Origin of the sequence: Pseudoxanthomonas sp. UC19_8, from assembly GCF_042700505.1 — a bacterium.
Lineage (GTDB): Bacteria > Pseudomonadota > Gammaproteobacteria > Xanthomonadales > Xanthomonadaceae > Pseudoxanthomonas_A > Pseudoxanthomonas_A winnipegensis.
This window is the reverse complement of the sequence record NZ_CP170559.1, coordinates 2,377,373-2,395,838: the sequence shown is the minus strand read 5'-3', so window position 1 is coordinate 2,395,838 and position 18,466 is coordinate 2,377,373. Positions and strand designations below refer to the sequence as shown.

At 69.8% G+C, this 18,466-nt stretch carries 17 protein-coding genes and 2 pseudogenes; 15 read left to right on the top strand and 4 right to left on the bottom strand.

The window, feature by feature from the left end:
• Nucleotides 1-9: 9 nt before the first annotated feature.
• On the bottom strand, nt 10-966 hold the full coding sequence (locus tag ACFJIT_RS10475; RefSeq protein WP_379655758.1) for a DUF58 domain-containing protein: 957 nt from the start codon (nt 964-966) through the stop codon (nt 10-12).
• 9 nt (nt 967-975) lie between these two features.
• A complete protein-coding gene (locus tag ACFJIT_RS10470) occupies nt 976-1,929 on the bottom strand; it encodes an AAA family ATPase (protein WP_379653582.1) in 954 nt (317 codons plus the stop codon).
• Between the two features lie 41 nt (nt 1,930-1,970).
• On the opposite strand from ACFJIT_RS10470, the pseudogene ACFJIT_RS10465 reads away from it, so the two are divergent.
• From ACFJIT_RS10465 to ACFJIT_RS10395, 15 genes and pseudogenes are all read left to right on the top strand, one after another.
• Nucleotides 1,971-3,835: pseudogene (locus ACFJIT_RS10465) on the top strand (ArnT family glycosyltransferase).
• A gap of 159 nt (nt 3,836-3,994) precedes the next feature.
• Nucleotides 3,995-4,501 carry a DUF177 domain-containing protein gene (locus ACFJIT_RS10460; protein WP_130520073.1) on the top strand — a complete coding sequence of 169 codons (507 nt, stop codon included), beginning with the start codon at nt 3,995-3,997 and terminating at the stop codon, nt 4,499-4,501.
• A gap of 45 nt (nt 4,502-4,546) precedes the next feature.
• Nucleotides 4,547-4,741, top strand: coding sequence for a 50S ribosomal protein L32 (gene rpmF, locus ACFJIT_RS10455; protein ID WP_130520075.1), 195 nt, complete (start codon nt 4,547-4,549; stop codon nt 4,739-4,741).
• A gap of 84 nt (nt 4,742-4,825) precedes the next feature.
• Nucleotides 4,826-5,821: a beta-ketoacyl-ACP synthase III gene (locus tag ACFJIT_RS10450; RefSeq protein ID WP_379653581.1), complete on the top strand. Its 996-nt coding sequence runs from the start codon at nt 4,826-4,828 to the stop codon at nt 5,819-5,821.
• A gap of 238 nt (nt 5,822-6,059) precedes the next feature.
• On the top strand, nt 6,060-6,965 hold the full coding sequence (locus ACFJIT_RS10445) for a serine/threonine protein phosphatase (RefSeq protein WP_379653580.1): 906 nt from the start codon (nt 6,060-6,062) through the stop codon (nt 6,963-6,965).
• Complete coding sequence (gene fabD, locus ACFJIT_RS10440; protein ID WP_130520080.1) at nt 6,962-7,909, top strand: ACP S-malonyltransferase; 948 nt, start codon at nt 6,962-6,964, stop codon at nt 7,907-7,909. Before ACFJIT_RS10445 ends, fabD begins: the two co-directional genes overlap by 4 nt.
• Nucleotides 7,906-8,655 (top strand): 3-oxoacyl-ACP reductase FabG, encoded by a 750-nt coding sequence (fabG, locus tag ACFJIT_RS10435; protein ID WP_379653579.1) that lies wholly within the window; start codon nt 7,906-7,908, stop codon nt 8,653-8,655. Before fabD ends, fabG begins: the two co-directional genes overlap by 4 nt.
• 116 nt (nt 8,656-8,771) lie before the next feature.
• The gene (gene acpP / locus ACFJIT_RS10430) at nt 8,772-9,011 is read left to right on the top strand and encodes an acyl carrier protein (RefSeq protein ID WP_130520084.1); all 240 of its coding nucleotides are present in this window, start codon (nt 8,772-8,774) and stop codon (nt 9,009-9,011) included.
• Nucleotides 9,012-9,139: 128 nt separating this feature from the next.
• Nucleotides 9,140-10,378, top strand: a complete 1,239-nt coding sequence (fabF, locus tag ACFJIT_RS10425; protein WP_286577101.1) for a beta-ketoacyl-ACP synthase II — start codon at nt 9,140-9,142, stop codon at nt 10,376-10,378.
• 81 nt (nt 10,379-10,459) lie between these two features.
• Nucleotides 10,460-11,818, top strand: coding sequence for an aminodeoxychorismate synthase component I (locus ACFJIT_RS10420; protein ID WP_379653578.1), 1,359 nt, complete (start codon nt 10,460-10,462; stop codon nt 11,816-11,818).
• A 120-nt stretch (nt 11,819-11,938) separates the two neighbouring features.
• A complete protein-coding gene (gene mltG / locus ACFJIT_RS10415) occupies nt 11,939-13,072 on the top strand; it encodes an endolytic transglycosylase MltG (protein ID WP_379655757.1) in 1,134 nt (377 codons plus the stop codon).
• Nucleotides 13,069-13,717: pseudogene (gene tmk, locus ACFJIT_RS10410) on the top strand (dTMP kinase). The gene mltG and the pseudogene tmk overlap by 4 nt, the downstream one beginning before the upstream one ends.
• Nucleotides 13,714-14,673: a DNA polymerase III subunit delta' gene (locus tag ACFJIT_RS10405; RefSeq protein ID WP_130520094.1), complete on the top strand. Its 960-nt coding sequence runs from the start codon at nt 13,714-13,716 to the stop codon at nt 14,671-14,673. Before tmk ends, ACFJIT_RS10405 begins: the two are co-directional and overlap by 4 nt.
• The gene (locus ACFJIT_RS10400; protein WP_130520096.1) at nt 14,670-15,017 is read left to right on the top strand and encodes a PilZ domain-containing protein; all 348 of its coding nucleotides are present in this window, start codon (nt 14,670-14,672) and stop codon (nt 15,015-15,017) included. Before ACFJIT_RS10405 ends, ACFJIT_RS10400 begins: the two co-directional genes overlap by 4 nt.
• Complete coding sequence (locus tag ACFJIT_RS10395) at nt 15,014-15,640, top strand: hypothetical protein (protein ID WP_379653577.1); 627 nt, start codon at nt 15,014-15,016, stop codon at nt 15,638-15,640. The genes ACFJIT_RS10400 and ACFJIT_RS10395 overlap by 4 nt, the downstream gene beginning before the upstream one ends.
• 26 nt (nt 15,641-15,666) lie before the next feature.
• On the opposite strand, the gene ACFJIT_RS10390 is transcribed toward ACFJIT_RS10395, so the two are convergent.
• A complete protein-coding gene (locus ACFJIT_RS10390; RefSeq protein WP_165394575.1) occupies nt 15,667-15,840 on the bottom strand; it encodes a hypothetical protein in 174 nt (57 codons plus the stop codon).
• Nucleotides 15,841-16,207: 367 nt separating this feature from the next.
• The gene (locus ACFJIT_RS10385) at nt 16,208-18,271 is read right to left on the bottom strand and encodes a 3-hydroxyacyl-CoA dehydrogenase NAD-binding domain-containing protein (RefSeq protein ID WP_379653576.1); all 2,064 of its coding nucleotides are present in this window, start codon (nt 18,269-18,271) and stop codon (nt 16,208-16,210) included.
• Between the last annotated feature and the right edge of the window lie 195 nt (nt 18,272-18,466).

The window sequence follows — 18,466 nt, the reverse complement described above, 5'->3', positions numbered from 1 at the left end:
GCCGGCCGATCACGTCCTGCTCCTGGGCAGCAGCGCCAGGGCGCGCAGGCACTGGTGGCGATGGGTCGGCCCGCTGGCCGGCCCGATCGGCGGCTGGCCCGGCAGCACCAGGCGCGTGCGCCGCGCCTGGCGTTCGGCCAGCTCGATCCAGTGCGTCAGCCGCGCGATGCGCGCCTCCTGCGGCAGGGCGGCCAGCGCGGACCAGTCCAGCACGACCTCGCGGCCGACCGGGCGTTCGTACTCGCGCACCAGCAAGGTGTCGCGGCGCGCCGAGGGCTTCCAGGCGATGGTGTGCTGCGCATCGCCGGGACGATAGGCGCGCAGGTGGTGCAGCTCCTCGCCGGCCGCGTCCACGCGCGTCTGGCGCGACGCGCCGCCGGGCTCGGGCAGGGGCGGGCCGTCGACTTCCACGGCCGGATAGACCAGCAGCGCCGTCTCGGGCCACACCCACGACCACGCGCGCGCCACGCCCAGCGGCTGGGTGGTGGACAGGCGCAGCCGCGGCAGCGTGAGCCAGCCGCGCGTGGCGGTCGGATAGTCGAGCGTGGCGATGACCTGGTGGCCCTCGTGCAGCGCCGGCACCAGCGCCTCGTCCTGGCCGGCGCGCAGGCGCAGGCCGATGCGCGGGCGCGCATCGCGCGCGGACACGGCCAGCTGCAGCTGCAGCGGCTGGCCGGCATGCACCGGCTCGGCGCCGATCGCGTCGACGCGCAGACCCGAAAGCTGCAGGTGCGCGGCCATCAGGCTGGCCATCAGCGTCGCTGCCAGCAGCAATGCCAGCAGCAAGGCCGGGTTGTTGTTGTAGTTCAGCGCGCCCAGCAGCATGACGCCGACCAGGCCGCCGGCGAACAGGCCGAAGCCGGTCGGCAGTACATAGACGCGACGTCGGTCGAGGCTGACCGGCAGCGATTCGGGCGCCTGCGGCCTGGCCATCAGTGCCGCCTTGCTGCGCAGGCGCGCGAGCAACGCCACGCCTCAGTCCACCGCGACGGCTTGGGCGATGGCCTGGGCCAGCTCGGTGGCCGAGACGCCTTCGGCGTCGGGCACCAGACGATGCGCGGCCACGGCGGCGAACAAGGCCTGCACATCCTCAGGGATCACGTGGTCGCGGCCCAGCAGCAGCGCATGCGCGCGCGCGCCGCGCAGCAGCGCCAGGCCGGCGCGGGGCGAGAGGCCCACGCGCACGCCGGGCTGGCGGCGGCTGCGGTTCACCAGCGCCTGGACGTAGTCCAGCAGCGCATCGCTGGCATGCACCTGGGCGACGGCGGCGCGCAGTTCGAGCACCTGCTCCACGCCCAGCAGCGGACGCGCCCGGGCGATCAGTTCGCGCCGGTCGCTGCCGGCCAGCAGCGCGCGTTCGTCCTTGGGCTCGGGATAGCCCAGCGCCATGCGCAGCAGGAAACGGTCCAGCTGCGAATCCGGCAGCGGATAGGTGCCCGACAGATCGACAGGGTTCTGCGTGGCGATGACGAAGAACGGCTCTTCCAGACGGTGCGTGGTGCCGTCCAGCGTGACCTGGTGTTCGGCCATCGCCTCGAGCAGCGCACTCTGCGTACGCGGCGGCGCGCGATTGATCTCGTCGGCCAGCAGCACATGGGTGAAGACTGGGCCGGGATGGAACTGGAAGCGGCGCGCCTGCGCATCGTAGATCGACACGCCCAGGACATCGCCGGGCAACAGATCGGAGGTGAACTGCACGCGTTGGAAGTTCAGTCCCAGCGTGGCCGCCAGCGCATGGGCCAGCGTGGTCTTGCCCAGGCCGGGCAGGTCCTCGATCAGCAGATGGCCATCGGCCAGCAGCGCGACGAAGGCCAGGCGCACCTGGCGCGGCTTGCCAAGCACCAGTCCATTGACCTGCGCCTGGGCCTGCTGCAGAGCCGTCGACAAGGCCTCGGGTAGCATGGGGCGTGCTGAAGACCTGAGCTGCATCATGGCTCCACGTTGTCCTTTTTTCCGAGTGTAGCGGCTATATGAATGAAGAAGCGCGCGCACAGCGCACGTTCCTGGCGCTGTGGATCGTCCTGACTGTCATCAAGGTCATGATCGCCGCGCGCCTGCCGCTGTTCGTCGACGAGGCGTTCTACTGGCAGGAAGGACGCCACCTGGCCGCGGCGTATTCGGACCTGCCTGGACTGACCGCGTGGATGACGCGTCTGGGCACGCTGATCGGTGGACAGCATGTGCTGGCGATCCGGCTGCCGTTCCTGCTGCTGTCGGCGCTGCTGCCGTGGCTGCTGGTCGGCATCGGCACGCGCTGGTTCAGCGCGGTGGCCGGCTGGCGCGCGGGCAGCCTGCTGCTGCTGATGCCGCTGTCGGGCAGCCTGGGCATCCTGGCCATTCCCGATGTGCCGATGGCCTTCGCCACGGTCCTGTGCCTGGATGCCGGCGCGCGCCTGCTGCGCCAGATCGATGCGGCCGGCGCGGCCGAGCTCGCGCTCGGCCTGGCCATCGGCGCGCTCAGCCACTATCGCTTCGTCGGCGTGATCGGCACCGGGCTGATCGCGCTGCTGCTGATTCCCGAAGGCCGGCGCGTGCTGCGCGATGTGCGCGTGTGGGTGGCGCTGGCGCTGGGCGTGGCGGCCTGGGCGCCGCTGATCGCCTGGAACATCGAGAACGCCGACGCGGGTCTGCGCTTCCAGCTTGTCGAGCGCCATCCGTGGACCTTCCAGTGGACTGGGCTGTGGTTCCTGCTGGTGCAGGCGGCGCTGGTGACGCCGCTGCTGTTCTTCGCCCTGATCACGGTGCTGACCCGCGCGCTGCGCAAGGGCGATGCGCTGCCGCCGCAGCGGCGCTACTTCGGCCTGCTGGGCGCGGTGTCGACGATCGGCTTCTTCGTGCTGGGCTTCTTCGCCGATGTCGAGCGCGTCAGCTTCCACTGGCCGCTGCCGGGCTATCTCCCCCGCTGCTGGCCGTGCCGGTGCTGCTGCGCACCTGGTCGCCGTGGCTGCGGCGCGCGACCTGGACGCTGTGCGGGCTGGGCCTGGCCAGCGTGCTGGGCTATTACCTGATCGCCTCGGTACCGCGCTGGCGCGCGGACCTGGCCGGGCAGAAGTTTTATCCCTACAACTTCGCAGGCTGGAACGTGCTGGCCGACGCGGTGCGCGAGGAACTGGCGCGCGCGCCGGAGCCGACCGGCATGCTCGCCGACAACTTCAAGGTCGGCGCCGAGCTGGGCTTCGCGCTGGGCGACGATGCGATCCCGGTGCTCGACCATCCGCTCAACATCAAGCACGGCCGCGCACCGCAGCTGCGCCTGTGGGGCCTGCACAGCGACGGCGCCAGCCCGACCGCGCAACTGCTGGTGGTCGGCGCCAGCGAGGTGTCCTACAAGGATCTGCTGGTGCAGTACCACTTCCTGTGCTCGCAGGTCGGGCCGTTGCCGCCGCCGCGGGTGATCAATGTCGACCACGGCCGTCAGCGCTTCCTGCTGTTCCGCCTGCCGCGCCGCGATGCGGCGGCGCTGGAGGCCGCCCGCGCGCAGCCGTGCGTGACCCCGGCGATGGCATGGATCGATACGCCGGTGGGCGGCGCGGACGTGTCGGGCGTGTTCGACGTGGCGGGGTGGGCGTTCAAGGACGGGGTCGGGCTGGATGCGGTCGAGGTGCTGATCGATGGCCGGGTCGTGGCCCGCGCCCGCTACGGACTGCCCGCGCCGGGCGTGGCCACCTACTGGAAGATCTCCAACGACCCGCAGCATCCGGACGTGGGGTTCCGCGTGCGGGTGGATGCCAGCGGTCTTGCGCCGGGCCAGCACTGGCTGGGGCTGCGCCTGCACGGGCGCGACGGCAGCGTGGAGGACTGGTCCGAGCAGCCGATCCGCGTGCGGAAGCCTTGAGGCCAGCGGCGCCGGCCGAACGGTCAGGCCGCTCGGCGGCCATCTGCCAAGGCCGGGGGAGGTGGAGCGGGGCAGGGCCGCGGCGATCGGCGCTCCAGGCCGGGCGCCGGTCCGGCGCATTTGACATGACCAGGCCGGCTCTTTAACATTTTGCGGCTTATGTCCGCGCACGTGCCCGAAACCCTGGATATCTGGCGCATGGTGGCCGGGCGGCGCAGTCTCGAAGGCAGGGTGCCGCTGGCGGCCTTCCGCCGGCTGGACGGGCTGCTGACCGATGCACAGGGCGAGGTGGGCTTCACGATGCAGTTCGATCGCGATGCGCTGCAGGTGCCCTATGTGGAGCTGACGATCGATGCCGCGTTGCCGCTGGAATGCCAGCGCAGCCTGCAGCGGTTCCTGTTCCCGGTGTCGATGGTGCAGCGGCTCGGTCTGATCCGGGACGAGGCCGAGGAAGCGGCGTTGCCGCCGGAGATGGAAGCGCTGCTGGTGCCCGAGGACGGCATCCTGCGCACGCTGGACCTGGTGGAGGACGAACTGGTGCTGGCGGTTCCCGCCGTGCCGATGGATCCGGAATTGCCCGCGGTGGAGCTTGACGCTGCCCCGCAGCAGGAAGAACTGGCGAAGGCCAACCCGTTCGCGGGCCTGGCCTCGCTCAAGAAGAACTGACCGCCCCGCAGGCGGTTGAATCGCAGACACGTTTGGAGCACGACCATGGCAGTTCAGAAATCCCGCGTCACCCCGTCCCGTCGCGGCCAGCGCCGCGCCCACGACGCCCTCACCGCCAAGCAGCTGGCCACCGACCCGACCACGGGCGAGACCCACATCCGTCACCACGTGACGGCTGACGGCTACTACCGCGGCAAGAAGGTCATCGCGACTAAGTCGGCTGTCGTCGACGAAGAATGAGCCTGACGGCGCGCGTCGCCTAAGCGCGCGCCCGATCGCCGCATCATTCAGGCCCGTCTTGCGGGTCGCGCAACGGGAATCACGATGAGCCAGCCGGTGACGAACGGTCGTATCTACTCGCGTATCGCAGGCACAGGCAGCTGCCTGCCGGACAAGGTGGTGACCAACGACGATCTGTCCAAGATCGTGGACACCAGCGACGAGTGGATCCGCACCCGCACCGGCATCCGTGAGCGACGCATCGCCGGCGAAGGCGAGACCAGCGCCTCGCTGGGGCACCTGGCCGCCCTGCGCGCGCTGGAAGCCGCCGGCGTGGCGCCGTCCGAGCTGGACATGATCGTGGTGGGCACCACCACGCCGGATCTGGTGTTTCCCTCCACCGCCTGCCTGATCCAGGCCAAGCTGGGCGCCGAAGGCTGCATGGCGCTGGACGTCAACGCGGCCTGCTCGGGCTTCATCTTCGCCCTGTCGGTGGCCGACAAGTTCATCCGCACCGGCGATGCCCGCACGGTGCTGGTGGTCGGCGCCGAGACCCTGACCCGCATCACCGACTGGAGCGATCGCACCACCTGCGTCCTGTTCGGCGATGGTGCCGGCGCGGTGGTGCTCAAGGCCGATGCGACCACCGGCATCCTCAGCACCCACCTGCATGCCGACGGCAGCAAGAAGGAGCTGCTGTGGAATCCGGTCGGCGTGTCCTCCGGTTTCAAGCCGGAAGAGCCCAACAACGGCTCGCGCATCCTGATGAAGGGCAACGACGTGTTCAAGTACGCCGTCAAGGCGCTGGACGCGGTCGTGGACGAGGCCCTGTCGGCCAATCAGCTCGACAAGACCGACCTGGACTGGCTGGTGCCGCACCAGGCCAACCTGCGCATCATCGAAGCCACCGCCAAGCGTCTGGACATGTCGATGGAGCAGGTGGTGGTCACCGTCGACCGCACCGGCAACACGTCCTCGGCCTCGGTGCCGATCGCGCTGGACGAGGCCGTGCGCGATGGCCGCATCCAGCGCGACCAGCTGGTGCTGCTGGAAGCCTTCGGCGGCGGCTTCACCTGGGGCTCGGTGCTGCTGCGCTTCTGAGCCGTGCTTGCGCGGCCGGCGCCAGGTTGTCCGTCCGCCAGCCACCCGATTTCTTGAGCGATCCAGGGCCGGCGCAAGCCGGCCCTGGCGCATGGTGCGTGCGATCCAGGGCGGCTTGGGCCTGCCTGTGCTGAATGCAACGTGGCTTGCGTCCGACCGCAAGTTGTAATTGCGTTAACGCTTCGGGTTTAACATGTTTCCGACATGTCGGGTCCAGGCCCGAGGCGCGAGAACTCCCATGGTCGAACCCATCCTCATCGACGGCCGGCAAGCCTGGCTCAAGCACTACCGCGACGGAGGCAGCCGCCTGCTGTCGCTGGGCGCATTGAAATTCGTCGCCGACAAGCTCGGCATCGATCCCCTGCGCCCGCCGCCGCACCACGTCGGTGCCGGCGCGCTGGATACCGAGGCCCGCCGCCTGGGCGAGCTGGCCGCGCAACGCGTGCACGTGCCCGAAGTGATCGGCCGTGGCCGCGCCTCGCTGGTGCTCAGCGACAACGGCAAGTCGCTGGCCAGCTGGCTGCGCAATGCGCGCGACGATGCGCAGTGCGATCAGCTGGTGCGCCTGGCCCTGGAGGCCATGGCCAAGGCGCATGCGCAGGGCGCGTATCTCGGTCAGCCCTTGCCGCGCAACATGACCTACGACGGCCAGCGCATCGGCTTCATCGACTTCGAGGAAGATCCGCTGGAGGTGATGAACCTGGCCCAGGCGCAGGCGCGCGACTGGCTGATGTTCGGCTATGGGGTGGCGCGCTACTACGAGCACCGGCCCGAGGCGCTGCAGGCGCTGATGCACGAGGCGATGGCGCGCGATGCCAGCGACGTGCAGCAGCAGACCCATCAGGTCACCGGCCGCCTGCAGCGGCTGGCGGCGGTGTGCAATCGCCTCGGGGCGCAAGTCGCGCCGGCTGGCGCATGCGCTACTGGTGCTGCATGCGGCCAGCACCTTCAGCGTGCTGATCATCGGCACGCTGGCGATCGACTGGTTCAGCGACGGCGACCTCGACGTGCTGCGTCTGCTGCTGGGATGAGCCGCGCGTCATCGCGAGGCCGACCGCTGGCATACGCCCCAGTACAGACGGCGCGCGCCTTTCACGCTTATCATCGCCGCTCGTTTTTCCCAGCAGGGCGTTTTTGCGCGTGACTGACACCTCACTTGCCTTCGTGTTTCCCGGCCAGGGATCGCAGTCGATCGGCATGCTGGCCGAACTGGCCGAGCTGCACCCGCAGGTGCGCGACACCTTCAACGAGGCCTCCGACGGCGCCGGCACGGACCTGTGGGCGCTCTCGCAGGGCGGCCCGGAAGAACTCCTCAATCGCACCGAATACACCCAGCCGGCGCTGCTGGCCGCGGGCATCGCGGTGTGGCGCCTGTGGCGCAAGGAAGGCGGCCCGACGCCGGCCCGGCTGGCCGGCCACAGCCTGGGCGAGTACACCGCGCTGGTCGCCGCCGGTGCGCTGTCGCTGCGGGATGGCGCGCACCTGGTGCGCATCCGCGGTCAGCTGATGCAGGAGGCCGCGCCGGCCGGCGTCGGCGCGATGGCCGCCGTGCTCGGCGCCGAGGACGCGCTGGTGGCCGAGGTCTGCACGCAGGTCTCCGGCAGCAAGGTCGTGGTGCCGGCCAATTACAACTCGCCTGGCCAGATCGTGATCGGCGGCGACGCCGAGGCGGTCGATGCGGCCATCGCCGAACTCAACGCGCGCGGCATCCGCAAGACGGTCAAGCTGGCCGTCAGCGTGCCCTCGCACACCCCGCTGATGCGCGAGGCCGCCAACCGCTTGGCCGAGACCATCAAGGGCCTGTCCTGGCACCTGCCGGCGCTGCCGGTGGTGCAGAACGTCGATGCCCAGGTGCACGATTCGATCGAGTCGATCGCCGAGGCGCTGGTGCGCCAGCTGTATCTGCCCGTGCGCTGGACCGATTGCGTGCAGGCGCTGGCCGCCGGCGGTGCCACGCGCATCGCCGAATGCGGGCCGGGCAAGGTGCTGACCGGCCTGGTCAAGCGCATCGACAAGTCCCTCGACGGCCGCGCGCTGTCCACCCCGGCCGACTTCGCCTCGGCGCTCGAGACCTGGAAGACCGCATGAACGCAGCACTCCCCCTGGCCGGCGAGATCGCCCTGGTGACCGGCGCAAGCCGCGGCATCGGCGCGGCCATCGCCGACACGCTGGCCGCGCAGGGCGCCACCGTCATCGGCACGGCGACCACCGACGCCGGCGCGCAGGCCATCGCCCAGCGCATGGAGACCCTGGGCGGCCATGGCCGTACCCTGGACGTCACCGACGCCGAGGCGGTCGAGGCGCTGATCGATGCCACCGCCAAGGAGTTCGGCCCCGTCTCGATCCTGGTCAACAACGCCGGCATCACCCGCGACAACCTGCTGATGCGGATGAAGGACGAGGACTGGAACGCCATCCTGGATACCAACCTGTCCAGCGTGTTCCGCACCTCCAAGGCCGTGATGCGCGGCATGATGAAGGCGCGCCGCGGCCGCATCATCAACATCGCCTCGGTGGTCGGCGTGACCGGCAACCCGGGCCAGACCAACTACGCCGCGGCCAAGGCCGGCATCATCGCCTTCTCCAAGTCGCTGGCCAAGGAGATCGGTTCGCGCGGGGTCACCGTCAACGTGGTGGCGCCCGGATTCATCGATACCGACATGACCAAGGCCCTGCCCGAGGACGCGCGCGCGGCCCTGCTGGGCCAGATCGCGCTGGGCCAGCTGGGCGAGCCGGCCGACATCGCCAACGCCGTGGCCTTCCTGGTCGGGCCGGGCGCCAAGTACATCACCGGCGAGACCCTGCACGTCAACGGCGGCATGTACATGCCGTAAGGCAAAAATCCGCCCTAAGTGGCTGATTCACGGGGCGATACGCGCACGCGCGCGTAACGTCCTGTTTCCACTACACTATCCCGTGTTTACTACCCACCTCCGTCTGGAGCGAATCCATGAGCAGCATTGAAGAACGCGTCAAGAAGATCGTTGTCGAACAGCTTGGCGTCAAAGAAGAAGAAGTCACCACCAACGCATCGTTCGTGGACGATCTGGGCGCCGACTCGCTGGACACCGTCGAGCTGGTCATGGCGCTGGAAGAAGAGTTCGAGTGCGAAATTCCGGACGAAGAGGCCGAGAAGATCACCTCCGTCCAGCAGGCCATCGACTACGTCAAGGCCCACGTCAAGGCCTGATCGGCGCTGACGCCATGCATCACGCCGGGGCCGCGCTTGCGGCCCCGCGCGCATCTGGTCGCAGGTGCGCCGACATCCCTGTCAACGCCGGTTCTGGACCGGCCTGCAGCATTGCGGAGTAGAACGTTATGAGCCGACGTCGCGTCGTCGTTACCGGCATGGGCATGGTCTCGCCGCTGGGCAACGACCTGGTCACCAGCTGGGACGGCATCAAGAATGGTCGCTCGGGCATCGGCCCGCTGACCTCGTTCGATGCCTCGACCTTCGCCACCCGCATCTGCGGCGAGGTGCGGGATCTGGACATCAGCCAGTTCATCCATCCCAAGGAAGCCAAGAAGATGGATGCCTTCATCCATTACGGCATGGCGGCCTCGCTGATGGCGCTCGAGGACTCGGGACTGGAAGTCACCGAGGCCAACGCCGAGCGCATCGGCGCCATGGTCGGTTCGGGCATCGGCGGCATCCTGGGCATCGAGCAGCAGACCGAAAAATACCTGGAGGGCGGCGCGCGCAAGGTCTCGCCGTTCTACATCCCCAGCACGATCATCAACATGCTGCCGGGCCATCTGAGCATCATGAAGGGCCTCAAAGGGCCCGGCTTCTCGGCCGTGTCGGCATGCGCGACGGCCAACCACTCCATCGGCATGGCCATGCGCACCATCCAGTACGGCGATGCCGACGTGATGGTCTGCGGCGGCGCCGAGCGCGGCTCCTCGCCGACCTCGATGGCCGGCTTCTGCTCGATGAAGGCCATGTCCACCCGCAACGACGATCCCACCCGCGCCTCGCGGCCGTGGGACGCCGAGCGCGACGGCTTCGTCATGGGCGACGGCGCCGGCATCCTGGTGATCGAGGAATACGAACACGCCAAGGCCCGCGGCGCGCGCATCTACTGCGAGCTGGCCGGCTTCGGCGCCAGCCAGGACGCCTGGCACATGACCGCGCCCAGCGAGAACGGCGACGGCCCGGCGCGCTGCATGACCATGGCGATGAAGGACGCCGGGGTGAACCCGGAAGACGTGGCCTACCTCAACGCGCACGGCACCTCCACGCCGCTGGGCGACCTGGCCGAGACCCTGGCGATGAAGCGCGCCATGGGCGATCACGCCTACAAGATGATGGTCAGCTCGACCAAGTCGATGACCGGTCACCTGCTCGGCGCCGCCGGCGGCGTGGAGGCCATCTTCTCGGTGATGGCGCTGCACGAGGGCGTGATCCCGCCGACCATCAACCTGGACAACCCGGGCGAGGGCTGCGATCTGGACTACGTGCCCAATGTGGCGCGCGAGAAGAAGATCGACGTGGCCATGTCCAACGGCTTCGGCTTCGGCGGGACCAACGGCACGCTGGTGTTCAAGCGCCTCTGAGCGTGCCGCGCCGTGCAACATCCGCATCGGGAGCGGCCTCAAGGCCGCTCCCGATGTGCATTGCGGGATGACGATGCTTCCATGCTGATCCACGACCTGCCCGGCGATACCGACCTGCTGGCCCTGCAGCGCAGCGCGCCGGCGCGCTATCCGCTGCTGATGGAGTCGGTCGCGTCCGGCACGGTGCATGGGCGCTGGGACCTGCTGCTGGCGAGCACGGGCGAAGGCCTGCGCCTGGAAGGCGATGGCGTGACCCGCACGCTGGACGGCGCGCCGCTGGATGGCGATTTCCTCGAACTCCTCGATGCCGCGTGGCAGCCGCTGCGCGCGGCGCGTGCGGCCTCGCCCTGGCCGTTCCACGGCGGCTGGGCGCTGAGGCTGGATTACGAGCTGGCCGCCCAGGTCGAGCCGGTGCTGGCCTTGCCGCAGGGCGAGGGCGCCGGTCCGGTGGCCTTGGCGCTGCGGTGCCCCGCCGCGGTGCTGCGCGATCGCGCGAGCGGCCGCTGCGTGGCCGTGGCCGAGCCAGGGCGTGAGGCGCTGCTGGAGCTGATCGCCGCGGATCTGGCGCGGGCGGTGACGCTGCCGGCGCCTGTCTGGTATGCGCCCGAGACGCTGCACGAGGACGCGCCCGAGCGCTTCACCGAGGGCGTGCGCCGCATCCTGGATTACCTCGCCGCCGGCGACGTGTTCCAGGTGAATCTCTCGCGCGGCTGGCAGGGGCGGTTCGCGCCGCGGCTGGAGCCGGCCGCGCTGTACACGCGGCTGCGGGCCAGCAATCCGGCGCCGTTCGCCGGGCTGTTCCAGTACGACGGACACGCCGTGGTCAGCGCCTCGCCCGAGCGGCTGGTGTCGGTGCGCGAGGGTGTGGTGGAAACGCGCCCGATCGCCGGCACCCGGCCGCGCTTCGCCGGCGACGACGATGCCGCGCGCATCCGCGAGCTGGTCGGCCATCCCAAGGAGCGCGCCGAGCACGTGATGCTGATCGACCTGGAGCGCAACGACCTGGGCCGGGTGTGCAGGCCCGGCACGGTCGAGGTCGACGAGCTGATGACGGTGGAAAGCTATGCCCACGTGCATCACATCGTCAGCAACGTGCGCGGCCGGCTGCGCGCCGGGGTCACGCCGGGGCAGGTGATCGCCGCGACCTTTCCCGGCGGCACCATCACCGGGTGCCCCAAGGTGCGCTGCATGCAGATCATCGCCGAGCTGGAGCAGACCCCGCGCGGGGCCTATACCGGCGCGTTCGGCTGGCTGGGGCGCGATGGCGACATGGACCTCAACATCCTGATCCGCAGCGCGCAGCTGGACCAGGACCCGCACGGCACCACGCTGCGCTTCCGCACCGGCGCCGGCATCGTGGTCGATTCGGACCCGCAGGCCGAGCTTGACGAGACCCGGGCCAAGGCGCGCGGGATGCTGCTGGCGCTGGGGCAGGCGTGAGCGAGCAGAGGTGAGGAGCGAGCGAACGCCGAATTCCGGCCCTGGCTCACCTCGCTCCCCGCTCCTCTGCGCTCACTTCTCCGGCTGGTATCCTGCCGCCCACTTCCGTCATCCCCCCGAATCGCCGTGGCGTCAGGTTGCAAGCGCGGTTGCCGCGCCCTCGTGTTCCTCCTCGTGCTGCTGGCGCTGGCCGTGGCCGCCGTCGGCGTGTGGGGCTGGCAGCACTACCAGGCCTTCCAGTCGCAGCCGCTGCCGGGGCTGAAGCCCGACCAGGTGGCGCAGGTGCGCCAGGGCGACAGCTTCCGCGGCGTGCTGGCGCATCTGCGCGCGCAGCGCATCACCACCGGCGCCGACATCGAATGGCAGCTGCTGGCGCGTCAGCTCGACGCAGCCGGCAAGCTCAAGGTCGGCGAGTACGCGCTCGAGCCCGGCGTGACCACGCCGCGTTCGCTGCTGCAGGCCATGCGCGCCGGCCGCACGATCCAGTACCGCTTCACCATCGTCGAAGGCTGGAACATCCGCCAGCTGCGCGCCGCGCTCAACGCCGCCACGCCGCTGCGTCACCAGACCATGCAGCTGGACGATGCGGCGCTGATGGCGCAGCTCGGCCACCCCGGACAGCATCCGGAAGGCCGGTTTCTGCCAGAGACCTATCTTTACGCGCGCGGCGATTCGGACCTGGACGTGCTCAAGCGCGCCCACGAGGCCATGGACAAGACGCTGGCCGCGCTGTGGTCCACCCGTGAGCCCGAGCTGCCGCTGGACTCGCCCGAGCAGGCGCTGACCCTTGCCTCGATCGTGGAGAAGGAGACCGGCATCGCCGAGGAGCGCGCGCAGATCGCCGGAGTGTTCGTGCGTCGCCTGCAGCTGGGCATGAAGCTGCAGACCGACCCGACCGTGATCTACGGCATCGGCAGCCGCTACGACGGCAACATCCGTCGCAGCGACCTGACCACCGATACGCCGTACAACACCTATACGCGCACCGGGCTGACGCCCACGCCGATCGCCATGCCCGGCCGCGCCGCGCTGGAGGCCGCGCTGCATCCGGCCCAGGGCGACGCGCTGTACTTCGTCGCGCTGGGCGACGGCAGCGGGCGGCATGTGTTCTCGGCCACGCTGGACCAGCACAACGCGGCCGTGCGCCAGTATCTGGACCGCCTGCGTCGCCCGCCGCTGCCGGAGGACGCCGCCATGGCGCCCGGTGACGCCCAGGCCGCGCCGGCGCAGGACGCCAAGGCCAGGCAGCCGTGAGCGCGCGTCCGCTCAAACACCGGCACTTCCTCAGCCTGGAAGGGGGCGAGGGTGCCGGCAAGACCAGCGCGCTTGGCGCAATCCGCGAGACCCTGCAGGCGGCCGGGCACGAGGTGCTGCTGACCCGCGAACCGGGCGGCACGCCGCTGGCCGAGCGCATGCGCGACATCGTGCTGCAGCCGGGCGACGAAGCCCTGGCGCCGGAGGCCGAACTGCTGCTGATGTTCGCCGCGCGCGCCCAGCACGTGCAGCGCGTGATCGCCCCGGCGCTGGCGCGTGGCGCCTGGGTGGTGAGCGACCGCTTCACCGATTCCAGCTACGCCTACCAGGTGCATGGGCGCGGCCTGGATCGCGCGCTGGTGGAAGACCTGGAGCAGCGCGTGGTGCATGTGGCGCCGGCGCTGACCCTGCTGCTGGACCCTGGACGTGCGCGTGGGCCGCGCGCGCACCGCCGGCCGCGACCTGTGGCCGGACCGCATCGAGCGCGAGCAGGACGACTTCTTCGAACGGGTGCGCGAAGGCTACCGCCGGCGCGCGCAGGCCTTCCCGCAGCGTTTCCGCGTGATCGACGCGGCGCAGTCGCCGCAGGACGTGGCCGCGGCCGTGCGCCAGGCCGTGCAGGCCTGGCTGGACACGCAGGCATGAGCGCGGCCGCGTTCACGCCGTGGCAGCAGCGCGCCTACGATCAGGCGCTGGCCGCGCTGCAGGCCGGGCGCTTGGGCCATGCGCTGGTGCTGGCCGGTCCGGCGGGCGTGGGCAAGCGTGCGGTCGCCGATCGCCTGGCGCGCTACGTGCTCAGCGCGGGCGCGCCCGATGGCGACAACCGCGACACCCAGCTGATCGATGCCGGCACCCATCCGGACCTGCAGCGGGTGTCCTTCATCCCCACGCGCGATGGCACCAAGCTGCGCACCGAGATCGTGATCGACCAGATCCGCGAGCTCTCCCAGAAACTCTCGCTGACCCCGCAGTACGGCCGCGCGCAGGTGGCGATCATCGACCCGGCCGACGCGGTCAACACCGCGGCCTGGAACGCCCTGCTCAAGACGCTGGAAGAGCCCCAGCCCGGCCGCTACCTGTGGCTGCTCAGCGCCGAGCCCATGCGCCTGCCGGCCACCATCCGCAGCCGCTGCCAGCGGCTGGAGATCCGTCTGCCGGCGCGCGAGGAGGCGCTGGCCTGGCTGGCGGCGCAGGACTATCCGCACGGCGCGGCGGCCGAGGCGCTGGACGCCGCGCGCGGGCATCCCGGCCTGGCGCTGTCGTGGCTGGCCGAGGGCGGCATGGCGCTGCGCCGCGAGGTCGCCAGCGATCTGGCCAAGCTCGAACGCGGCCAGGTGTCGGCGGTCGAGACCGCCCAGCGCTGGGCCGGCGACGAGCACGCCGCGCTGCGCCTGCGCTTCGCCGCCGAGCTGGCGCTGACCCAGTCGGCCGATGCGGCCTTGACCGATCCGGCGCGATTGAACAAGCTGGCCGCGTGGTTCGACGCGGCCAACCGCACGCGCGACCTGCTGCGCACCACGGTGCGCGCCGACCTGGCGATCGTGGACCTGTTGCTTGCCTGGCGCGGCACGCGTGATGCGTCGAATGGAGGACGAGGATGAATGCAACAAAGGGCGGCATCCTGTCGCTGACGGTGAAGGACAAGGCCCAGCTGTACAGCGCCTACATTCCCTTCGTGCGCAACGGCGGCATCTTCGTGCCCACGCCCAAGCGTTACTTCCTCGGCGACGAGGTGTTCGTGCTGCTGACCCTGCCCGAGTCCAGCGAGCGCCTGCCGGTGGCCGGCAAGGTGATCTGGGTGACGCCGGTCGGCGCCCAGGGCGCCCGCACCGCCGGCATCGGCGTGCAGTTCAGCGAAGGCGGCGAGGGCGACGCGGTCCGCAACCGCATCGAGACCCTGCTGGCCGGCACCCTCAACGCCGACAAGCCGACGCACACGATGTGAGCGCGCGCTGGCTCCTCGGGCAAGTTCGGGGAGTGTGGCTGGCGGTCTGCGTCTGTCTGGCGCTGCCGATGTCGCCGTCGGCGCAGGCGGAGATTAGCCGCATCGAAGTGTGGACGGATCGGGCGCCAACGGCGCTCTGGAAGCGAGCCTCGCCGTTCCAGCGTCGCTACACGCTGGAGACCGAACTTGGCGACAGCGTGCGCATGGTCAAGGTGGAGCAGGGCGAAGATACGCCACGCGAAAAGCTCCGGATCCGTTTCCAGTACCAAACCAGTCTGGCGCTCGGTGACGAGGGGCCGCATCTGGATCTGCTGGATTGGAAGCACTGCACGACGGCCTGGCAGTCCATCGCCGACCCGGGTGACGGGCACTTCGATATTCAGCCGCCCACAACGCGGCAAGCCAGTTGCTTTCCGTCGTTCGGTCAGGCCGAACTGCTCGCCGCGGTACGCGCTCATGGCGGCGAAGGGAAGTGGATCACGCTGGCCAAGGACGTCTCGCGCGCCGGGCAGGGCGCGTCCTATGTCGCCCCGAGCCTGCTGCGCATGCAGGTGCAGCGCTGGGACGGTGCGGCGTGGGTGGTCGACCTGGAATTAGATGTACCCATAGCGATGGGCTGCTGAGCCAGAGGCTTGTGCTGGCGTAACGCCTATAGCCCCTTGAACAGGTTGCCGATCAGCAGCACGACCAGCCCGGCGCAGACCAGCCAGAACGCGTACGGCACCAGCGCCGGGATGTAGTGCAGCTTGGCCGCCACGCCCAGGCCGCCGAGCAGCAGCGAGAGGAAGAACATGCCGGAGGTCGGTGGGGACAGATTGAACATGGCGATCGGCTCGCGGTCTTTCGTCAGGACTGAGGCGCCATGATGCCGCAACGCGCCGCCGGGCGGCAGCGCTTGGCTTGATGCTCAAAGCTTAGAGATGCATTCGAAGGCGCTTAAGAAGGCGCCGAGCCCGCCTTGCTGCGTGCTTTGCTGACCGATCCGCTTTGCACTCGACGCCACCAAGAACACTACTACCGTCGTTCCCGCGAAGGCGGGAACCCAGTGGCTTTCGCAGCGAGCGTCAGAAGCGCTGGATGGTCAGACACGCGTCTGCCAAGAAGCCCTTCCCGCATTCGCGGGAATGATGAGTTTGTAGGTCGTTCTATCCGGCACAGTGCCGCGCTAGGACACCCACCGCCGCAGCGGCTTACGCCACCGGCTCGCGCAGCACGGGGTTGTCCCAGCCCGGGCGCGGGGCGAAGCGATCGCCGTGGCGGGCCTGCAGGGCGCGCAGGCGTTCCAGCAGGGCATCGGCGCCGGCGGCACGGATGTGCTGGATCGGACCGCCGCGGAAAGGCGCGAAGCCGGTGCCGAAGATCACGCCGGCATCCAGCAGGTCGGCATCGGCCACCACGCCGTCGTGCAGGCAGGCCACCGCCTCGTTGAGCAGCGGCAGGATCAGGCGATCCTCCAGATCGGTCGGGGCCTGGTAGTCCTTGGGTACTTCCGGTTTGACGGCGCGCCCGTTCTCCCATTTGTACAGGCCCTGGCCGTCCTTCTTGCCGCGCTTGTCCGGCTCGAGCGTGGCCAGCGCCGCCGGCACCTGCAGGCCGAGGAAGGGCGAAAGCTCCCTGCCCACGCCGGCGGCCACGTCCAGGCCGACGGTGTCGATCAGTTCGATCGGGCCCATCGGCATGCCGAACTTCACCGCCGCCTTGTCGATCACCGGGCCGGGGATGCCTTCGGCGTAGGCGTTGGCCGCCTCGAGCATGTACGGGAACAGCACGCGGTTGACCAGGAAGCCCGGCGTGCCGGCCACCGGCACCGGGAACTTGTCCAGCGCCTTGCAGAACGCGGCCAGGCGCTGCACGGTCTCCGGCGCGATGGTGTCGTGCTGGACGATCTCCACCAGCGGCATCATCGCCACCGGATTGAAGTAGTGCAGGCCGCCGAACTGTGCCGGCTTGTCGATGTGCTCGCGCAGTTCGACCAGCGGGATCGAGGAGGTGTTGGTGGTCAGCAGCGCGTCGGGCTTGAGGTTGGGTTCCAGGGTCTCGTACAGCGCGCGCTTGGCTTCCGGGTTCTCGATGATGGCCTCGATCACCAGGTCGGCATTGGCCACACCCGCGCCGGCTAGGTCGGCCTTCAGGCGCGCGGCCACGGCCGGACGCTTGGCCGGGTCCTTGACCTTCTTCTCGAACAGCGCCTGGGCGCGTGTCATGGCCGGGTCGATGAAGCGCTGTTCGCGGTCCTGCAGCGTGACCTCGAATCCCTTGTAGGCCGACCAGGCGGCGATATCGCCGCCCATCACGCCGGCGCCGACCACGTGCACATGCTTGATCCCATGCTCCTTGCCCCCCAGGCCCTTGAGGCGTTCGGTGAGGAAGAAGATGCGGATCAGGTTGCGCGCGGTCGGCGTGCCGGCCAGCTTGACCACCGCGCGGCGCTCGGCATCCAGGCGCGCGCCGATGCCCTGGCCGCCGCTGCGCTCCCACACGTTGATCAGCGCGTATGGCGCCGGGTACTGGTCCTTGCGCGCCTTGCGCGCGACCTGCTTGGCCATCTGCGGCGCCAGCAGCTTGCGCGCCGGCCAGGTGTTGGTGGCCCAGGCGGTGGCGCGCTGCTTCAACGGGCGCACCGTGCCCTTGAGCGCCAGCGACACGGCCGTGTCGATCAGCACCGCCTTGTCCACGACCTTGTCGACCAGGCCCAGGCCGCGCGCGGCGCTGGCCGAGACGGTGCGGCCGGTGAGCATCAGGTCCATCGCCGCCGGCGCGCCGATCAGGCGCGGCAGGCGCGCACTGCCGCCCCAGCCGGGGAAGATGCCGAGCTTGGTCTCGGGCAGGCCGATGCGCGTGGAGGCATCGTTGGACGCCACGCGATAGCGGCAGGCCAGCGAGATCTCGGTGCCGCCGCCCATGCAGAAGCCATGGATGGCCGCCACGGTCGGGCAGGGCAGTTCGGACAGCTTCTGGAACACCATCTGGCCACGCCGGATCGCGTCGTTGACCGTGCCGCGGCGGTCGAACTCCTGGAACTCCTTCAGATCGGCGCCGGCGATGAAGCCGCTGGCCTTGGCCGAGGCGACGACCACGCCCTTGGGCGGGTCGATGGCCAGGCGTTCGATGATGTCGCCCAGCTCGATCAGCACGTCCTGCGAGAAGGCGTTGACCGAGGCATCCTGACGGTCCAGCCACAGGACGACCACACCTTCCGGACGGCTCTCCGTGCGCCAGTGACTGAATCGAAGCCCATCGAAGCTGGCTGCCATGAGCGGGACCATCCGTTGCAGTATGGGAAGACCGTTATGATCGTGAGCTTGTCTGGGTCGCGTCAAATCCCCACGTTCGAGGCTCCACCGCCGACAGGCCTGCCACGCGCGATGCGTTATTTTTCCGCTCCGAACCCCTTGCAGCAGGACTGCCATGCCGCCGGTGAACTTTTTTGCGTCGCCGCGGTCTCAGGA

Coding starts and splice junctions, on each gene's coding strand:
- rpmF (WP_130520075.1), top strand. CDS start 4,547: ATGGCAGTTCAGAAATCCCGCGTCACCCCGTCCCGTCGCGGCCAGCGC.
- ACFJIT_RS10470 (WP_379653582.1), bottom strand. CDS start 1,929: ATGCAGCTCAGGTCTTCAGCACGCCCCATGCTACCCGAGGCCTTGTCG.
- ACFJIT_RS10405 (WP_130520094.1), top strand. CDS start 13,714: ATGAGCGCGGCCGCGTTCACGCCGTGGCAGCAGCGCGCCTACGATCAG.
- acpP (WP_130520084.1), top strand. CDS start 8,772: ATGAGCAGCATTGAAGAACGCGTCAAGAAGATCGTTGTCGAACAGCTT.
- ACFJIT_RS10385 (WP_379653576.1), bottom strand. CDS start 18,271: ATGGCAGCCAGCTTCGATGGGCTTCGATTCAGTCACTGGCGCACGGAG.
- ACFJIT_RS10400 (WP_130520096.1), top strand. CDS start 14,670: ATGAATGCAACAAAGGGCGGCATCCTGTCGCTGACGGTGAAGGACAAG.
- ACFJIT_RS10420 (WP_379653578.1), top strand. CDS start 10,460: ATGCTGATCCACGACCTGCCCGGCGATACCGACCTGCTGGCCCTGCAG.
- ACFJIT_RS10460 (WP_130520073.1), top strand. CDS start 3,995: ATGTCCGCGCACGTGCCCGAAACCCTGGATATCTGGCGCATGGTGGCC.
- ACFJIT_RS10445 (WP_379653580.1), top strand. CDS start 6,060: ATGGTCGAACCCATCCTCATCGACGGCCGGCAAGCCTGGCTCAAGCAC.
- fabG (WP_379653579.1), top strand. CDS start 7,906: ATGAACGCAGCACTCCCCCTGGCCGGCGAGATCGCCCTGGTGACCGGC.
- ACFJIT_RS10390 (WP_165394575.1), bottom strand. CDS start 15,840: ATGTTCAATCTGTCCCCACCGACCTCCGGCATGTTCTTCCTCTCGCTG.
- ACFJIT_RS10450 (WP_379653581.1), top strand. CDS start 4,826: ATGAGCCAGCCGGTGACGAACGGTCGTATCTACTCGCGTATCGCAGGC.
- fabF (WP_286577101.1), top strand. CDS start 9,140: ATGAGCCGACGTCGCGTCGTCGTTACCGGCATGGGCATGGTCTCGCCG.